The following is an 18,258-nucleotide window of genomic DNA, read 5'->3' as shown; positions in this document are numbered from 1 at the left end:
TTGTAGCGGCCGTTCGTAGCGATCGCGATGGGCCGGTGTCCGCACCGCCGCCATTCCGCCCCCACGCGAGAATGGCGGCGGCAGCTGGACGAAGGCCCCCGTCATGCCGCGCAGACTATGAGGACGCGGTCACGTCCGGCAGCTGTACCTTCGGACAATGCCCCGCCCGCCCGCGCTTGCCGACACTGCGCGCACCGACGGGCCTGGACGTTCGTCACGGGGAAACAAACCGATGGCATTCGTGATCGTGCTGGCCGCGCTGTGCTTCCTGATGTATGTCGCCTACCGCGGCCACAGCGTGATCCTGTTCGCGCCGGTGGCGGCGCTCGGCGCGGTGCTGCTGACCGACCCAAGCCTGGTCGCGCCGATGTTCACCGGCCTGTTCATGGACAAGATGGTCGGCTTCCTCAAGCTGTATTTCCCGGTGTTTCTGCTCGGCGCGGTGTTCGGCAAGCTGATCGAGGTCTCGGGCTTCTCGAAGTCGATCGTCGCCGCGACCATCCGCCTGCTCGGGCGCGAGCGCGCCATGCTCTCGATCGTCGCGGTCTGCGCCCTGCTCACCTACGGCGGGGTGTCGCTGTTCGTGGTGGTGTTCGCGGTGTATCCCTTCGCCGCCGAGCTGTTCCGCCGCAGCGACATCCCCAAGCGCCTGATCCCCGGCACCATCGCGCTCGGCGCCTTCACCTTCACCATGGACGCGCTGCCGGGCACGCCACAGATCCAGAACATCATCCCGACCGCGTTCTTCGGCACCGACACCTGGGCGGCGCCTTGGCTGGGCCTGATCGGCGGCGTGTTCATCCTGATCGTCGGCCTGCTGTATCTGAATTGGCGCCGCCGGGTCGCGCTGCGCGCCGGCGAAGGCTACGGCGAGAATCTGATCAACGAGCCGGCGCCGTTCGCCGGCGGCCGCCTCGCCCATCCGGCGGTCGCGATCCTGCCGCTGCTGCTGGTCGGTCTCGCCAACAAAGCTTTCAGCGTGTGGCTGCCGCAGGTCTATGGCGCGCAGCACAGTTTCGACCCGGCGGTGATCGGCGATGCCGCGCCGGTGGTCCAGGAGGTATCGAAGATCGCCGCGATCTGGGCGGTCGAAGGCGCGCTGTTGATCGGCATCGCCGCGGTGATCGTCTGCGCCTGGAAGCCGGTGACGGCGAGCTTCGCCGAAGGCAGCAAGGCGGCGATCGGCGGCGCCCTCCTCGCGGCGATGAACACCGCCAGCGAGTATGGTTTCGGCGCGGTCATCGCAGCCCTGCCGGGTTTCTTGGTGGTTGCCAATGCCTTGGCCGCGATTCCGAACCCGCTGGTCAACGAAGCGGTGACGGTGACCGCGCTGGCCGGCATCACCGGCTCGGCCTCGGGCGGCATGAGCATCGCGCTCGCGGCCATGGCCGACAGCTTCATCGCCAACGCGAACGCCGCCGGCATCCCGATGGAGGTGCTGCATCGCGTCGCCGCGATGGCCTCCGGCGGCATGGACACCCTGCCGCACAACGGCGCGGTCATCACCCTGCTCGCGGTGACCGGCCTGACCCATCGCCAGGCCTACCAGGACGTGTTCGCGATCACCCTGATCAAGACCCTGGCGGTGTTCGTGGTGATCGGGACGTTTTATGCGACGGGCGTGGTGTGAGTTTCGCGTTCGCCTGCATCGAGGCTTGGATGCGCATCGCGGCCCTCACCCCTGCCCCTCTCCCGCGTGCGGGAGAGGGGTTCTGGGTCATTACGACTTGAACTGAATCAGCTGCCGGCGCAGTTGTAGCAGACCAGGGCGAAGTCCTGGTCGGTGTCGTCGCCGGAATTCGGCAGTGCGTTGGAGTTGATGTCGGTCGCGCGCACTTCGACGTTGACGCTGCCGCCATGTTGCGCGGCCTGCAGGAACACGCCTTCGCCGTTGTTCCTGGCGTCGGCGCTGCCGCCGGCCACCGACCAACCGCTGCTGGAGAACACGTTGCCGAGGTAGGTGCTCGCGCCGGCGGTGACACGCAGGTCCAGGTTGTTGTTCCAGGCCGGGGTGGTGCCGCCGAGGCCGTGGCCGGGCGCATCGGTCCAGACCAGCATGATCCGGATCGGCTTACTCGGGTCGGCCGCGGTGAAGCTGCGCGTCCAGGTCTCGCCGCTGGCGTTGAACACACGGCTCTGGTCGACGTATTGCACGCTCTGCGCAGGCTGCAATACCGGCTTGATCAGCATCCGTCCCCAACCCTGCTTGCTGTCGGGCGCGGTGCCGAGAGTGCCGCCATCGGCATCGAGACGGCCGATCAGGTTCTGCGCGACCGCGGTGTACGCCGCCTTGGTCAAGGCCGGGCTCGGATCGACGCCGAAGCGCGTGCGGTAGTACTGCACGAACAGCGCGCTGGCGCCGGCGACCTGCGGCGAGGCCATGCTGGTGCCGCACATCAGGCCGTGGCCGCTCGCGCTGTTGGCCGAATCGATCGAACACCCCGGCGCGACCATGCTCGGTATACGCCGGCCGTCGAGCGCCGGGCCGTGCGCGGTGTTGCTCGACAAGTCGTTGATCGCGGTCAGTTGCACCGTGGCCGAGGTCTGGCCCTTGGTCGAGCCGATGGTGAAGGTGTTCTTGGCTTCGTCCGGCGTGCCCTGGCTCTGGGTGCCGCCGTTGCCGTTCATGAACGACAATACGTAGTTCAGCGGTTGATCGCCGGGCGCATCGGGGTCGGCATCGCGCACACCGACATCGACCTGGCGGGTGGCGTTGTCGTAACCGCGCGGCGTACCGGCCGGGCCCCAACTGTTGCCGGAGATCACCGCGCGGTTGCGCACCGACTGGGTCATCAACAGCAACATGCCGCCGGCCTGGCTGTAGGTCGGCGAATAACGCTGTTCGACCAGCTTGGCGCCGGGCGCCACGCCGAGGCCGCGACGGAAGCTGCCGTTCGCGGTGCTGACGCTGACGTTGGAGGCGCCGTCGCCGGCCATGATCGCCGCGGTGTGGGTGCCGTGCGCGCTGCTCGCCGCGGCGCCGCAGGTGCTGCCCACGCAGGTGGTCATGCGCGCGGCGAGGTCGGGATGGGTGTGGTAGATGCCGCTGTCGACGTTGGCCATGGTCACGCCGGTGCCGTCGACGCCGATCGAGGTCAGATAGGCGCTATAGCCGGGCAAGGCGAGATTGCTCGCGTCGAGGTTGCCGGCGTTGATCTGGCTGCTGATCTCGCCGCGCAGGCCGCCGTCGGTCGGCACGCTCTGCACGCTGTACACGCCCGGGGTCTGCGCCAGCGCCGCGATGCGGTCGGCCGACAGGCGCAGGGTCTGCGCCTGCAGATGGCGATCGATGGCGCGCGCGTCGGCGCCGACCTTGCCGGCTCCGAGCACCTCGAGCGCGGTGACGAAGCCGGAGTTGCCGCGACGGCTGATCACGTCGACTTCGACCGGCCCGGTCACGGCCTTACGCAGTTCGGCCTTGCGCAGTTCGGGCTGCACCCGGTACGCCGGCAGGAAATCGCCGCTCCAACGCACTTCGGGACGGCCGGCGAGCCGCGTCAAGGCATCGCGACGGCCCCAGGCGACATAGGTATAGGGATGGATGTATTGCACCGGCTCCAGACCGGCACGGCGCAGTTCGTCGAGCCAGCCCTGGCGCACCGGGCCGCCGAACTGGATCAGGCGCCAGTCTTCGCCATCGGCGCGTGTGCGGCCCCAGGCGCTGCTGGGCTGCACCGGCGTGGATGCGAGCGGGTCGAAACGCAATCCGCCCAGGTCGAGTTCGAAACGCGGGTCGGCCGCGGACGAGGCGGCCGGTGCCGAAGCAGCGGTGGCGGCGAGGCCGATCGCTACGGCGATGGCGAGATGCAACAGACGACGGTCGGTCATGCGAGTTCTCCTGAAGTTCCATGGAACGCCGTCGTTGCCGACGGCGGCTCGGGCTAGAGAGTGCTGAAGCGACTGCGGGCGTCCCTGCTGGCGTCGTGGGACGGCTACCGACACTGCGCCCGCACCGGAGCGGCGTCCACGCGAATACGAACGGCGTTCCGGCAGCGACGTTGAGTGACATCACAGAAAGCGAAGCGCGTCGCTCGGTGTCGGCAACGCATCGCCGCGGCCTGAGACGGCGGTCGCGGCTTGCGATGCGGCCGGGTTCGGCCGCCCGCCGGCGGGCGGGCTTGCAGCGCGACCGTCTGGCCATCCAAAGAATTCCAAACGAATCGAAAAATATTCGCCTTCGACGGCCTGCCGGCGAGCGCAGCCGCGAAATCGCCGGGGACGCGATGGGTTTCGACAATTTCGACAATGGCAAAACCGCTCGCTGCCGCTGCGCGAACGCTGTGCGCGAGGCCCGCGGCGTCCTATAGTCGGGCGGTCGTCGCTGCCCCATTCGTCCATGCGCCTGCTCTTGCTGCGTTGCCTGTTGTCGATCGTCTCGCTGCTGTCGCCGCTGTCCGCCTTGGCGGCCGATGCGCCACAGGCCTTGAACCCACGCGCGATCGCCTTCTACTACAATTGGTACGGCAGCCCGAAGCTCGACGGTGCGCCCTTGCATTGGGCGCACGATGTGCTGCGCGAGAACGACCGCGACCGCACCAGCAAGCGACTGCCCGGCGACGGCGACATCTCGGCCAATTTCTATCCGCAGCTCGGCGAGTACAGCAGCGCCGAGCCGGCGGTGATCGAACGGCATATGGCGATGATCGCCTCGGCGCGGATCGGGGTGATCGCGGTGACCTGGCTCGGCGTCGACGACCCGAGCTTCAAGAGCCTGCGCCCGCTGTTCGAGGCCGCGCAGCGCCACGGCGTGCGGATCTGCTTCCAGATCGAGCCGGCCGCGCGCAAGACCGCCGCCGATGCGCGCGCCTCGATCCGTTATCTGGTCGAGACCTTCGGCGCGCACCCGGCCTTCTATCGCGACCCCGACAGCCAGCGCCCGCTGTTCTTCGTCTACGACTCCTATGTCATCGACGCCAAGGACTGGGCGCAGGTGCTCGGCCGCGACGGCGCCGACAGCATCCGCGGCACGGCTTTCGACGCCGACGTGCTCGGGCTGTGGGTCGGCGCCGACGAGCACGCCTTCTTCGAGCGGTCCGGCTTCGACGGTTTTTACACCTATTTCGCCAGCCGCGGCTTCAGCTACGGCGCCACCCCGGAGCACTGGCCGCAGTTGCAACGCTGGGCCAAGGCGCACGGCAAGATTTTCATCCCCTCGGTCGGCCCGGGTTACATCGACACCCGCGTGCGCCCGTGGAATGCCAAGAACACCCAAGACCGCGACGGCGGCCGCTATTACGACGCGATGTTCCAAGCCGCGATCGACAGCGGCGCGCCGTTCATCGGCATCACCTCGTTCAACGAATGGCACGAAGGCACCCAGATCGAACCGGCGGTAGCGTTCAAGCACCCGGCCTTCGACTATCTGGACTACGCACCGCGCGCGCCGGAGTACTACCTCGAACGCACCGCGCATTGGTTGCAGCGTTATAAGTCCGCGGCTCCCAAATAGCGCAGCACCGCTTCACGGGTAGGAGCGGCGCGAGCCGCGACCAACTGCAGCGGTGATCGAAAGCGCGGCCTCCGCAGTCTGGATAATCGGCTCGTTCTTAAGGCTTACAGCCGCCTACACGGCTCTCGGATAGGACGCTTGCGTACCCCTCTGCGGTTGGTCGCGGCTTGCGCCGCTCCTACCCTTTACAGACGCAGCGTCCTGCGGATTCGTCGTCGCTATCTCTCGCGCACCGGCCGCTTGGCCAGGCGCCGCTGCAGGGTGCGGCGGTCGACGCCGAGCACGCGCGCGGCGGCGGAGACGTTGCCGCCGCATTCGGCGAGCACGCGCTGTACGTGCTCCCAGCCCTGGCGCCGCAGCGATTGTGGGTCGAGCGGCGGTTCCGGCGGCGGCGCTTCCGCCACGGGCGATTCGAACGACTGCGCCAGCGCATCGATATCGAAGGGCTTGGGCAGATAGTTCCAGGCGCCGCGGCGCATCGCATCGACCGCGGTGGCGATGCTGGCATAGCCGGTCGCGAGCACGATCCGCGCTTGCGGACAGCGCTCGCGCAGATCGCGGATCAGCAGCAGGCCGTTGTCGGCGCCGAGCTTGAGATCGAGCAGGATGCCTTTGGGCGCGAACTCGTCCAGCGCCGCCAGTGCGCTCGCCGCGTCGTGGCGCGCCTGCACTTCGACGCCGCGACGCTGCAGCAAGCGCGCCAACACCTGGCAGAAGGCCAGGTCGTCGTCGATCAACAGCATGCGTTCGGGCAGGCTCATGCCGGTGACCTCGTCAGCGGCAGATCGACCTCGGTGACGCAGCCGCCGCCCTCGCGTTCGAACTGGCGTACGCGGCCGCGGCTGCGTTCGATGCTGGCCTTGGAAATCATCAGGCCGATGCCGAGTCCCGGGCCCTCGCTGTCGTGGCGCGGGCGCGCGGCGATGCCGGCGGGGCCTGCGCCGCGGTCGAGGATCGTCACCACCAACCAGCCCTCGCGCACCTGCGTGGCCACCTCGACCGGCTCGTCGCGGCCGCGCGCGGCGTTGGCGTCGGCGGCGTTGTTGATCAGGTTGATCAGCGCCTGCGGCAGGGCCGCGTCGATGCGCACTTCGCGCTCGGCCGCGCCGCCATGGAACACCGCGGTCGCATTCGGCCGCAGCAGCCGCCAGCGATCGACGCAGGCGTGGACGAAACGGTCGGCGTCCTCGACGGTGGCTTCGCCGGCGGCGCCGCGGCGCGCCATCTCGGCCAGCGCGCGCACATGGTCGCGACAATGCGCGAGCTGGCCGCGCAACAGTTCGACGTCCTCGCGCGCCGGCGGCGCGTCGCTGGCGATCCAGTCGTCGACCAACAGGCTCATCGTCGCCAGCGGCGTATTGAGTTCGTGCGCGGTGCCGGCGGCGAGCGAGCCCAGCGCCGACAGCGACTCGTCGCGGATCGCGCGTTCGCGCGCTTCCGACAATCGGCGGCGCTGGTCGCGCACGATCGCCATGAAGCGGCTCAGCACGCCGCCCATGATCACCGCCGAGAGCAGGAAGTTGACCCACATGCCGGTCACGTGCAGCTCGAAATCGCCGCCGTGCACGTGCGGCAGCGGCACATGGTGTTGCAGCAGCCAGGTGTAGAGCGCCGCGGTCAGTACGGTCAGGCCGAGCATCGGCGCGATTTCCAGGCCGATCGCCGCCACCGCCACCGGCACCAGGTACAGCGACACGAAGGGGTTGGCCGGGCCGCCGGAGAAATACAGCAAGGCGGTCAAGGCCAGCAGATCGACCAACAACTGCAGGACCAACGCGCGCGCGCCGGCGTTGCGATGGCGCAGCCACCACACATGACTGACCACGTTGAAGGCCAGCAGGCCGGCCGAAATCGCCAACAAGGGGCGGGCCGGAATCGGCAGATTCAGACGCTCGACGACATAGGCGACCGTGAGCATCTGCCCGGCCACCGCCATGTATCGCAGGTAGATCAGCAGGTGCAGCACGACGATGTCCGTGAACGGGGTGCGGCGATTATCGCATCGCGCCGATCCGGCGGCGCCGATCCGACCGCGCCGCTCGGGCCCAGGCCCGCCGGCACCTGCGTCATCCGGCCGCAGCCGCGGCTTGCGTGACGCCCCTGTCAGTTCCGACAGCCCGCGGCCCCGGCCGAAGCCTGCACGCTATCCTCGGCCGGCCAGAATCGTCTGGCCCCATCAGGAACGGACCTCATGAAATCAAAGGGATTGGCTCTCATGAACACCCTGTTCGGCGGCGCTCTCGTCGTCGCCTGCGCCGTCGCACTCGTATCCACGCCGGCAGCGGCGCAGCCGAGCGCCCAAGCCATCACCGGGCCGGTGCTGTACTGCTTCGTCAGCCCGAACGACCAGCCGCCGGTGGGCAACTTCGGCCGCTGCACCTCGTTCTATCCGGCCAGCAGCTACACCGCCGCGTTCGAGATCCGCAATCTGCCGACCGGCAGCTACAGCTATGTCTGGACCACCGAGATGGGCCTGGTGCTGCCCTGCACCGCCTCGCGCTGCAGCCAACAGTACCGCGGCGGCATGGCAATCTCCGACATCGTCAATGTGACCTATACCAACCTGGCCACCGGCGAAGCCAAGACACTGAGCCGCTCGGTCGCGATCAACGGGCCGTTCTGAGCGCAGGCTCCGCCACGTCCATTGGATAAGAGAAAGCGGGCCTCGGCCCGCTTTCTCTTTGTCGATACAAGACTCGCGCCTGCGCCGCGTCCTCAACGGAAGCGGTAGTCGAGCTCCAGCCAGAACTGACGGCCGTACGGGTCGTAGTTGCCGACCGGATAGAACGGCCAGCCGCCACCATTGCGATCCGCCGGCGGCTTGGAGTCGCGCAGGTTGTTGACGATGAAGGCGACCGAACCGCGCTCGTTGAAGCGATAGGAAACGCTGCCGTTGTAGCGCGTGTACGGCGCAATGCGGCCGCTGCCGTCGCTGTTGGGCAGGCTGCCGTAACGCAGGGCGACCAGGTTGGACGTCCAGGGGCCGATGTTCCAGGTCACGCCGGCATTGACCTTGCTGCGCCAGTCGGTCGCGTCGAGCGAATCGCGGCGGTCGGTCTTCTCGTCGTCGGAGAACTGCTGGTAGTCGTGCTTGAGCACCAGGGTGTAACCCAGGCGGCTGCTGAAATCGCCGTAGCGGCCGGCGCTCCAGCGGAAGTTGCTCTTCAGGTCGATGCCGTCGGTGCGTTCGGACGCAGCGTTGATCGCGTTGATCAGCACGCGACGCACCTGGTTCGGCTGCACCGCGGCATCGGCCGGGTTGCGCAGCACGCGGCTGAGCGCGTTGCGGCACAGCGGCGAGTCGATGTCGCGGCTCTCGCCGCCGACGGTCGCGCCGAGGCGGCAATCGGCCTCCTCGCGCAGGATGCGGCTGCTGCTGAGGTTGGTGACTTCGTCTTCGAGACGGATGCTGTAGTAGTCCAGCGACACGTCGAAGCGTTCCGACGGCGACCAGACCAGGCCGAAGCCGTAGGACTTGCCGCTTTCCGGCTTCAGATCGCGGTTGCCGGCGCTGGTGTAGTCGATCGCCAGCCCCGAGTAATCGCAGTCGTCGTAGGGCTGGCCGGCGGTGCGGCAACGCCAGTAGTCGGTCATGCCCGGGTTATAGCCGCGCGTTTCCGCAGCGAAGATGTAGTTCATGTCCGGCGCGCGGAAGCTGGTCGAGGCGCTGGCGCGCAGCAACAGGCTGTCGAACGGGCGGTACTCCAGGCCGGCGTTCCAGGTGGCCTTGCCGGATTTGCGCCCGGCGAAACGGAACTCGTCGTAACGCGCCGCCGCCGATGCGGTCAGAGTGCTGAAGACCGGTACGTTGATCTCGGCGCCGATCGCGTAACGATCGCGCTCGCCTTCCGCGCGCGTACCCGAGCTGGTATTCCAGAAAGTGCCGTTGCCCAGACGCGCATCGGGGCGGTTGCTATAGCCCTGGTTACCGGCTTCGAGCACGCCGGCGAAACCGACCGTGCCGGCCGGAAGCTCGAACAGGTCGCCGTTGACGGTGAAGCTGAGGTTCTGGATCCAGGCCGCGTTCTCGCTTTCGTAGAACCCGGTCAGGCGTTGGTAGTCGGCCGGCGTCAGCGGTTGGTACAGGCGCGCGGGATTGGGGTTGTACACGCCGATGCCGTTGCGCGTGCCCAGGCGCGGGCCCAGGTAGAACTCGTTGATACCGCTGAGGAACTGGCGGCGCTTGGTGCGGTTTTCGTAGCGGCCGCGGTTGTAGGCGACTTCATAGTCCCAGCCCGACTCGCCGAAGCTGCCGCGCAGGCCGGTGGTGAAGGCCCAGGAGCGTTCGAGGAAGCGATTATTGTTGGCGTGCGCCGAGCCGATCTCTTCCGGAGCGATGCGGCGGTACCAGATTTCGTTGAGGCCGCTGGCCTGGTTGTAGAAATAGTTGTTGTCGGAGGTCCAGCTCGGCGCGCGGGTGTTGTTCTCGATGCTGGAAACGCCCAGTTGCAGGTCGGCGAACAGCTCGGTGCTGTCGCTGAGGCGCCAGGTCAGCGAGCCGTAGGCATCGGCGTTCTTCTTCTGGGTCTGCACGGTCCAGAACGCCGGCGAGGCCTCGTTGCTGCCGCAGTACCAGCCTTGGCGCGGGTTGCGCGTGCGCTGCACCGAACCGTGGTACAGCCCGGACACCGCATTGCAACCCGCGCCAGGGTCGATGAAGCCATTGCTTTGCGCATTGCGCCGGTAAGCCACCTGGGTCGGCAACAACGCCGTACCCGAGGGTTGGTCGAGCAAGGAATCCATGAAATCGCGCTGGTCGCCCCAGATCGCCTGGCGATGCAGCAGCTCGATGCCGAACACCACGTCGAACCGGTCGCCCGACAAGCCGCTGACCACCTGCAGGCGCTGGTTCTGGCCGCCGCCCTGCTCGGTGCCGCCGACGCGCAGGTTGACCTCGGTGCCTTCGAACTTGTCCTTGAGGATGATGTTGACCACGCCGGCGACCGCATCCGAACCGTAGATCGCCGAGGCGCCGCCGGCCAGCACTTCGATGCGCTTGATCAATGCGGTCGGGATGTTGGCGAGGTTGACGACATTGACCGAGCCTTCATAGGCCAGCGGGTAATCGACCAGACGCCGGCCGTTGACCAACACCAGGGTGTGGTTGGGGCCGAAGCCACGCAGGTTGATGGTGTTGGCCGCCGGGGTGAAGGTGTTGCCGAAGTCCTCGCCCTGCACCGAGCCGGTGTTCTGGGTCAGCGCGCTGATCGCGTCGAACGCGCTGCGATACCCCTGCGCGTCGATTTCTTCCTTGCTGATGATGGTGACCGGCGACGGCCCTTCGAGGGTCGCGCGCGGGATGCGCGAGCCGGTCACCACCACTTGTTCGAGATTGGTCGCGGCCTGGTCGGCGGGCGGTGCGTCCTCGGCCGCAGCCGCGCCGGATGCGGTGATCGCCGGCAAGGCCAGGGCAAGAAAAACGGAAAGCGGACGGCGTCGCAGCCGCAGGACAGCGTGCATGGGAAATCCTTGGCAGAGGGTGGTGCCAGGCCGCCGGGTGCTGCGATCCCCGGGCACTCGCGGCTGGCGTTCGATTCATCTTTGTTGCTATGCAGCACACACTGAAATGAAGGCGCTGCATCTGCATATGGCGACCGGGAATTTGCGTTGCGCCGCAGAGCCTGCCGACTGCGTAGGAACGGCGATGTGCGCTGGCGCACGAACCCGATGCGAGCCGTTCGTGAAGGCAGTGTCGGCAAACAGACAGAATCGGCAAAGCCTCACGCAATGCGATCGGACCCGTACTCGTTGTTCGCGTGACGTCTCGCACGTTCGCGGCGATAACTGCGCCGTCGTGGTGAATTCGTCGTCACCGGTGCGCATTCGAACAGTGACGCAGCGCATCCCGGGCCGGAATGATCTGTGACGCAACCAAGACTTTGACGCTTGCCCGCGGCATAAGCTCGCGCTCCCCGACACGACCGATGACAGGAGCGCGCCGATGACCCGCTCGATTACCGCCTCCGAACAGGCCGCGATCCGCACTCGACTGCAGGATCGGTACGGCACGCTCGGACGCAGCACGCCGTCGAAAGCCGCGCGCGCCAAACTCGACGCAAGGCTGAGCGCCGCGCCCGACTTGCAGGTCGCGCCGATGCTGGTCTCGCCGCTGGACCTGCCGCGTCCGCCGTTCGTGGTGCGCGCGCTCGCCAGCCTCAGCTACGGCGCCACCGCGCAATCGATCAGCGAGTTCAACGCGCTCGGTACCACCGACACTCAGCGTTTGGCCAACTACGTCGACTGGCAGTTGGACTGGGCCAACATCGACGACAGCGCGGTCGAGACGCGTTTGCTCAACGCGGGCTATACCACCCTGGGCAAGTCGCTGACCCAGTTGTGGGCCGACCACGTCAAACCGAACCCGGCCTACGAAGTGCGCATGCGCCCGGCTTGGGAGGCGCAGCGCGCCGCCCTGGTGCGTGCCGTGCATTCCAAGCGTCAGCTGCGCGAGGTCATGGTCAATTTCTGGCACGACCATTTCAACGTCACCGCCAGCGACTACGACGCCGGCCCGGTCTACGTGCACTACCAGCGCGACGTGCTGCGCCCGCATGCGTTCGGCAATTTCCGCGCGATGCTCGAGGAAGTAGCCAAAAGCACCTCGATGCTCTACTACCTCGACAACGCCTCCAACACGCGCGCCGGCCCGAACGAAAACTTCGCCCGCGAGCTGTTGGAACTGCATACGTTGGGCGCCGAGCATTACCTGGGTTTCATGGACCCGTTCCAGGTTCCGCCCGATGCTGAAGACCCGACCTACCCGGCCGGCTACACCGACATCGACGTCTACGAGACCGCCTCGGCCTTCACCGGCTGGTCGATCAAGAACGGCCATTGGCAGTACCCGACCGAAAACGACGGCAGCTTCGTCTATCGCCAGGCCTGGCACGACGCCGGCCCGAAGTTCCTGCTCGGGCGAATGCTCTATCCCGAGCAGCCGGCGCTGAAGGACGGACGCGACGTGCTCGACCGTCTCGCCAGCCACCCCGGCGTGGCCCGCTTCATCTGCAAGAAACTGATCCGCCGTTTCGTCAGCGACACGCCGAGCGCGGCCCTGGTAACCAGCGCGGCGGCGATCTTCCGCCAGAACTGGCGCAGCGCCGACCAGATCGCGCTGACGGTGCGCCACATCGTCTTGTCGAGCGCATTCGCGCAGGCCTGGGGCCTGAAATCGCGGCGCCCGTTCGAGGCGGTGGCCGCGGCGATGCGCACGCTCGGCAGCGACTGGACGATTGCGGTCGGCACGCCGAAGAGCGACGAGTTCGCCTGGCGCATGGGCTTCACCGGCCACGCGCCCTACGAATGGCCGGCGCCGAACGGCTATCCCGACACCCAGGCCGCGTGGTCGGGTTCGGGCAGTTATGCGATGACCTGGAAGATCCTCAACTGGATCACCGAAACCCAGGACGGCGGCGTGCCGATGGCGCCGATCCTGACGACCACGCGCAGCAAGGTGCCGTCGTGGACGCCGGCCAAGCTGGTCGATTTCTGGTGCAAGCGCATCCTCGGCTATCTGCCGACCGCGGCGCGGCGCCAGACCTTGATCGCCTTCATGGCCCAGAACGGCGACCCGCTCACCTACGTGGTCACCGACACCAACACTTGGGCCGCGAGCGACCTCAAGCGCCACTACAACCAGGACCGGCTGCGCAGCATGGTGTCGCTGATCCTGATGTCGCCCGAATTCCTCAGCCGCTAGCAGGCCGCCGACATGACGCTGACCCGACGCGAGTTTCTCAAAGGCACTGCCGCCGTCACCGCCGGTGCGGTGGGCGGCCCCGCCCTGCTGTTCGCCAACCCCGCCTTCGCCGCCGCCAACGGCCACGACACCGTCGTGCATCTGTTCCTGCGCGGCGGCCTGGACGGCCTCAACCTGGTCGTGCCGATCAGCGGCAACGACCGCGGTTTCTACGAGCAAGCGCGGCCGAATCTGTCGATCGCCGCGACCGGCACCTACGGCGCCCTGCCGTTGACGCTCGGCACCGGCGCCGCCACCGGCTTCGGCCTGCATCCGTCGGCAAGCGGCCTGCGCGATCTGTGGAACGCCGGGCACCTGGCCATCGTGCACGGCTGCGGCCTCGCCACCAGCGTGACCCGCAGCCACTTCGATGCGCAGCTCTACATCGACCTGGGCACGCCCGGGCAACAAGGCATCGGCAGCGGCTGGCTGACGCGCGCGATGAATACGCAACCGAACCTGAGCGGCGCAGAAAAACTGCCGGCGCTCGGCGTGGCTTCGCGGCAACCGGCCGGGCTGCTGGCTTCGGTGCAGGCGCTGACCATGGCCAGCCCGAGCGACTTCGCCCTCAATGCCGGCGCCTGGTCGTGGCAGACCGCGCGGCCGGATTCGCCGATGGGTTTCCGCGGCGTCAACGAAACCCTGGCCAGCCTGTGGGCCGGAACGACCGCGCTCGAGCTCGGCGGCCAACGCGCCGATCGCGCCCTGCAGGTGATCGCGCGCCAGTCCTACAGCGCGCCGCCGGCGGGCTGGCCGAGCAATGGCTTCGCGCAACAGCTGTGGACCATCGCCCAGTCGATCCAGTTCGACCTCGGCCTGCACTACGCCACGCTCGACCTCGGCGGTTGGGACACCCACGACGGCCAGGGCACGGCCGGCAGCGGCTACCACTACTACCAGAACAAGATCGCCGAACTCTCGCAGGCCTTGTCGGCGTTCTATGCCGCGTTGGATGCGAGCGGACACGCCTCGCGGGTGACCGTGGTGGTGCAGTCCGAATTCGGCCGCCGCGTGCGCGCCAACGCCAACGGCGGCACCGACCACGGCTACGGCAATCCGGTGCTGGTGCTCGGCGGCCCGGTCAACGGCCGGCGTTTCTACGGCACCTGGTCCGGGCTCGACCCGGAAATCCTGTCGCCGCATTTCGGCGACGTGCCGGTGACCACCGACCATCGCCAGGTGCTGTCGGAGATCCTGGTGCGGCGGATGGGCAATACCGACCTCGCCACGGTGTTCCCCGGCTACACCGGTTATGCGCCGCTCGGCCTCGTCCGCGACTTCGGCACCTTGGCGAAACCGCTGCCGGAGCTGCGCCGGCTGTACAAACCGGCGGCGAAACCCGCGGCAGTGGACGATCCGGATTTGCTGGAGCGCTTGCTGCGTTACATGCGGCAGTGGGTGGATTGAATCGGAACTGCCCGCGCGCTGGCTGAGGGGGCCTTGCTTCTTCTTGTGGGGCGAGCAGGAGCAAATCCCCCGCACTACACATTCGCAATCTTCACCGACTACATCGGGCGCCGCCCCTTTTGTAAAGGGGGCGATCAGGTCAGCGCTTGCTGTCTGTTCGCTCTTCCTTGATGCAACCCCAAGTTCTCTTCCCCCTTTTGCAGAGGGGCCAGGGGTGATTGCTATTGCTGACGCAAGAGCAAATCCCCCGCGCTATGGCTTCGCGGTCTTCACCGATTCCCGTAGGGCGCCGCCCCCTTCTCCAAAGGGGGCTAAGCATCAGCGCTCGCTGCGTATTCACCCAACCCTATTTCGACTCCCCACACGCCTCCCCCCTTTGAAAAAGGGGGGCCTGGGGGGATTTGCTGTTGCTGTTGCTGTTACCCCCGACTACATCCCCCCGAACTTCTCCGCGAACAGCACCGATACCCAGTCGACGAAGACTCGCACGCGCGGCGACAACTGCCGATGCTGCGGGTACAACACCGATACCGGCACGCCGGCGCTGCGGTAGTCGCTCAATATCTCCAGCAACCGGCCATCGCGCAGATGCGGTTCGATGTGATGCCGCGGCAACTGGATCAGCCCGCAGCCGCGCAAGGCCGCGGCGACATAGCATTCGGCTTCGTTGACCGAAATCCATGAGCTCAACGCAATCTCGCGCGGTTCGCCGTCGACGATGAACTCGAACGGATAACGCACATCGCGGTTGCTGGAGAAAAAACCTACCGACTGGTGCGCCGACAATTCGTCGGGATGCTGCGGCGTACCGAACTGCGCCAGATAGTCGGGGCTCGCGCAGGTCGCCTCCGGCATCACCGCCAAGCGCTTGGCGATCAACGACGAATCGCGCGGATTGCCGGCGCGCACCACGCAATCGATGCCTTCGCGCACCAAGTCGACCAGGCGGTCGCCGCTGCTGATCGCCAGGTCGATGTGCGGGTAGCGAGCGCGGAATTCGTTGATCCGCGGCAGGATGATCCCGGTCGCGTGCGAGCCGTGCAGGTCCAGGCGCAAGGTGCCTCGCGGATTGCTCGCGACCGCGCGCAGCGCCGAATCGGCATCGTCGAGTTCGGTCAGGATATGCACGCAGCGTTCGTAATAGGCCTGGCCGTCGAGGGTCGGCCGCACCTGGCGGGTGGTGCGTTCGAGCAGGCGCACGCCCAGGCTCGCCTCCAGTTCCTTGATCGCATGGGTCGCGGTGGCCTTGGGCAGATCGAGCACACCGGCGGCGCGAGTGAAGCTGCCCAGCTCGACGATGCGGGTGAACAGGCGCAGGGCCTCGAAACGGTCCATGGCGGGCTCCCGGGCGGCCAGCGGCAGCCATTGTTGGCGATTGTTGAATTGTATTGCCAATCAGGCCTGGTTTATCCAGAAAAGAACAACCGGCAGACTGCCTCCACCGCGGAACCCCTGGCATCCCGCCACCGCCGCCCCACCCGGAGTCCAGCCATGTCGCCCACCCAGCCCGCCCCGACCTCGCTTGCATCGACCCCATCGGCCCAGGCCAAGACCGCCCTAGTCACCGGCGCCTCGCGCGGCATCGGCCGCGCTATCGCCCTGCGCCTGGCCGCCGACGGCTATGCCCTGGTCGTCAACTACGCCGGCAACGCCGCCGCAGCTGACGCCGTGGTCGCGCAGATCCGCGACACCGGCGGCCAGGCCATCGCCGCCCAGGGCGACGTCGCCGATCCCGCTGCGATGGAGCGCGTGTTCGGTCTCGCCCTGCAGACTTACGGCCGCCTCGACGCGGTGGTCAACAGCGCCGGCGTCATGCCGTACGTACCGATCCAAGGCGGCGACCTGGCCGAGTTCGACCGCGTCATCGGCACCAACCTGCGCGGCAGCTTCGTCGTGCTCGGCCTGGCCGCGCAGCACCTGGGCGACGGCGGCCGCATCGTCGCCCTGTCGACCAGCGTGATCGGCAAGGCCTTCCCGACCTACGGCCCCTACATCGCGTCCAAGGCCGGCGTCGAAGGCCTGGTGCACGTGCTCGCCAACGAACTGCGCGGCCGCAACATCACCGTCAATGCGGTCGCTCCCGGCCCGGTCGGCACCGAGCTGTTCCTGCACGGCAAGAGCGAAGAACAGATCGCCCACTTCCGTGGTTTGGCGCCGCTGGAACGCCTCGGCACGCCGGAAGAAATCGCCGCCGCCGTGTCCTTTCTCGCCGGCCCCGACGGCAGTTGGGTGAACTCGCAGGTGCTGCGCGTCAACGGCGGCTACGTTTTCTGATCGTCCGCGGCGCGGATTTCGCCGCGCCGTCTCTCCGAGCTCGCACACGTTTATGCGCGCGGCGTGCGCAACGGCGACTGCGAGGCCGCATTTGCCGCCGGTTTCCGCATGCACGTCGACCCGGCCGGCGACGGTTGCGACGTCGTCAGCGCGGTCGGCGACCGCATCCGCGCCGAGTTCCTGCATCGCATCAACTTGGGCGATCTGTTCGCGCCGTGTCTGCGGCCGGACGCTCAAGCCTGACGCATGCCGCAGCGCACGTCGGCATCCGCTACCCCGCCATGGCTCAGGTTTCGGGCTTGGACGCGTCGAGCTCGAAGCAATGCTCGCCGGCCGGATGACGCCAGCCGCGCGGGTACCCGTCTGCCGCAGCGCGGCGCCCAGCATCCTCGCGCCCGGTGTCGGTGGCGAAGGTCGCGCACAGGCGGAAGCGACCTGCCTCACCGGCGACGTAGCGGTAAGGCGCGGCGCTAACCGGATCGACCGTGCTCAGGGCCACGCCCGGCTGCTTCGCCAGGCTCGGCAGATCCGGCGGCAGGCGCGAATGCTGTTTCCAATAGTCGCGCACCTCGTCGTTGATGCGGTCGAGCTCGTGGGTGCGGCGTTGGTCGAGCCGCGCCTCGCGCTGCGTGCCCGGGCCGCCCATGACCGCGATCGCCGCGGTCACCGCCGCCGCGATCGCTACTGCGGCTGCGATCAGCAGCCAACGTCCGACCGGTGCGCTCATGCCTGGCTCTCCTCGCGACGCAGGTCCCACAGGTAGTAACCGAATACGCTGCCGGCGATGCCCCCGACCACCAGCACCTTCAACACGAAACGCAGGCTCAGCTCGCCGCCGAGCAGGTTGTAGACCAATGCGGTCATGTCGCCGATCAACACCGTCGCGGCGATGAACAAGGTCAGATAGGTCAGCCAGCGCCGCACCGGCGACAAGCGCTTGATCGGATGTCGCGCGACGTCCTGCGCGACCCGGTGCGAGACGAAGGCGAACACCGGGAAGGCGATCACCAGCGCCGACACCGACCAGCGCAGCGAGTCGTCGACGCTCTTGCGCCAGAATTCGTAGCCGTTGTCGGCGGCGTCCGGCCAGGCGATGTTGATCAGGTCGAACAACAGGCGGCCGAAGTTGTAGGCGACGAAATACAGGGTGCTGAACATCACCAGGTAGGCGAAGGCCTCGCGCGCCGACAGCGAGGCGCGCGGCTTCGGCACCGGCAACACGAAGCCGACGTCGGCGTAGGCATCGAGCGCGCCGCGGGTCTGCTCGGCGCTCCAACCGGCCGCCGACAGCGCCTGCGCCGTGGCCTCCTTCGATTGCCCGCGCAACAAGGCTTCGCGGACGAAGCGCTCCAGTTCCAGACTTCCCGAGGCCATGGCCACCGCTCCATAG

14 protein-coding genes are annotated in these 18,258 nt (G+C 67.6%); 7 read left to right on the top strand and 7 right to left on the bottom strand.

Annotation, left to right across the window (positions count from 1 at the left end; all coding sequences use genetic code 11):
• Window positions 1–232: 232 nt before the first annotated feature.
• Window positions 233–1,630 (top strand): GntP family permease, encoded by a 1,398-nt coding sequence (locus ACTOWK_RS08110; RefSeq protein ID WP_441329674.1) that lies wholly within the window; start codon window positions 233–235, stop codon window positions 1,628–1,630.
• Window positions 1,631–1,737: 107 nt separating this feature from the next.
• Here the strand turns inward: ACTOWK_RS08110 and ACTOWK_RS08105 are convergent, their stop codons facing one another.
• Window positions 1,738–3,828, bottom strand: coding sequence for a S8 family serine peptidase (locus ACTOWK_RS08105; protein WP_441329673.1), 2,091 nt, complete (start codon window positions 3,826–3,828; stop codon window positions 1,738–1,740).
• A 508-nt stretch (window positions 3,829–4,336) separates the two neighbouring features.
• Between ACTOWK_RS08105 and ACTOWK_RS08100 the strand changes: the two genes are divergently transcribed.
• Complete coding sequence (locus tag ACTOWK_RS08100) at window positions 4,337–5,449, top strand: glycoside hydrolase family 99 protein (RefSeq protein WP_441329672.1); 1,113 nt, start codon at window positions 4,337–4,339, stop codon at window positions 5,447–5,449.
• Between the two features lie 218 nt (window positions 5,450–5,667).
• Here the strand turns inward: ACTOWK_RS08100 and ACTOWK_RS08095 are convergent, their stop codons facing one another.
• Together ACTOWK_RS08095 and ACTOWK_RS08090 are read right to left on the bottom strand one after the other, a co-directional pair.
• Entirely contained in the window at window positions 5,668–6,210 is a 543-nt protein-coding gene (locus tag ACTOWK_RS08095) for a response regulator transcription factor (protein ID WP_441329671.1), read from the bottom strand.
• Entirely contained in the window at window positions 6,207–7,415 is a 1,209-nt protein-coding gene (locus ACTOWK_RS08090) for an ATP-binding protein (RefSeq protein WP_441329670.1), read from the bottom strand. Before ACTOWK_RS08090 ends, ACTOWK_RS08095 begins: the two co-directional genes overlap by 4 nt.
• Before the next feature lie 249 nt (window positions 7,416–7,664).
• Here ACTOWK_RS08090 and ACTOWK_RS08085 point away from each other — a divergent pair, with 249 nt between their 5' ends.
• A complete protein-coding gene (locus ACTOWK_RS08085; protein ID WP_441329669.1) occupies window positions 7,665–8,072 on the top strand; it encodes a hypothetical protein in 408 nt (135 codons plus the stop codon).
• A 92-nt stretch (window positions 8,073–8,164) separates the two neighbouring features.
• Here ACTOWK_RS08085 and ACTOWK_RS08080 read toward each other — a convergent pair whose 3' ends face one another.
• A complete protein-coding gene (locus ACTOWK_RS08080; protein ID WP_441329668.1) occupies window positions 8,165–10,909 on the bottom strand; it encodes a TonB-dependent receptor plug domain-containing protein in 2,745 nt (914 codons plus the stop codon).
• Between the two features lie 481 nt (window positions 10,910–11,390).
• Between ACTOWK_RS08080 and ACTOWK_RS08075 the strand changes: the two genes are divergently transcribed.
• Both ACTOWK_RS08075 and ACTOWK_RS08070 read left to right on the top strand, forming a co-directional pair.
• A complete protein-coding gene (locus ACTOWK_RS08075) occupies window positions 11,391–13,148 on the top strand; it encodes a DUF1800 domain-containing protein (RefSeq protein ID WP_441329667.1) in 1,758 nt (585 codons plus the stop codon).
• Window positions 13,149–13,160: 12 nt separating this feature from the next.
• Complete coding sequence (locus ACTOWK_RS08070) at window positions 13,161–14,594, top strand: DUF1501 domain-containing protein (protein ID WP_441329666.1); 1,434 nt, start codon at window positions 13,161–13,163, stop codon at window positions 14,592–14,594.
• 429 nt (window positions 14,595–15,023) lie between these two features.
• Here the strand turns inward: ACTOWK_RS08070 and ACTOWK_RS08065 are convergent, their stop codons facing one another.
• Window positions 15,024–15,929, bottom strand: coding sequence for a LysR family transcriptional regulator (locus ACTOWK_RS08065; protein WP_441329665.1), 906 nt, complete (start codon window positions 15,927–15,929; stop codon window positions 15,024–15,026).
• Window positions 15,930–16,085: 156 nt separating this feature from the next.
• Here ACTOWK_RS08065 and ACTOWK_RS08060 point away from each other — a divergent pair, with 156 nt between their 5' ends.
• The gene (locus ACTOWK_RS08060) at window positions 16,086–16,868 is read left to right on the top strand and encodes an SDR family oxidoreductase (protein ID WP_441329664.1); all 783 of its coding nucleotides are present in this window, start codon (window positions 16,086–16,088) and stop codon (window positions 16,866–16,868) included.
• Window positions 16,869–16,931: 63 nt separating this feature from the next.
• Window positions 16,932–17,111 (top strand): hypothetical protein, encoded by a 180-nt coding sequence (locus tag ACTOWK_RS08055; RefSeq protein ID WP_441329663.1) that lies wholly within the window; start codon window positions 16,932–16,934, stop codon window positions 17,109–17,111.
• A gap of 43 nt (window positions 17,112–17,154) precedes the next feature.
• On the opposite strand, the gene ACTOWK_RS08050 is transcribed toward ACTOWK_RS08055, so the two are convergent.
• On the bottom strand, window positions 17,155–17,595 hold the full coding sequence (locus ACTOWK_RS08050) for a hypothetical protein (RefSeq protein ID WP_441329662.1): 441 nt from the start codon (window positions 17,593–17,595) through the stop codon (window positions 17,155–17,157).
• Window positions 17,592–18,242 (bottom strand): DUF5671 domain-containing protein, encoded by a 651-nt coding sequence (locus ACTOWK_RS08045; protein WP_441329661.1) that lies wholly within the window; start codon window positions 18,240–18,242, stop codon window positions 17,592–17,594. The genes ACTOWK_RS08050 and ACTOWK_RS08045 overlap by 4 nt, the downstream gene beginning before the upstream one ends.
• Window positions 18,243–18,258: the final 16 nt, after the last annotated feature.

Source organism: Lysobacter sp. CA196 (genome assembly GCF_052078695.1).
Lineage (GTDB): Bacteria > Pseudomonadota > Gammaproteobacteria > Xanthomonadales > Xanthomonadaceae > Lysobacter.
This window is presented reverse-complemented; position numbering and strand designations above follow the sequence as displayed.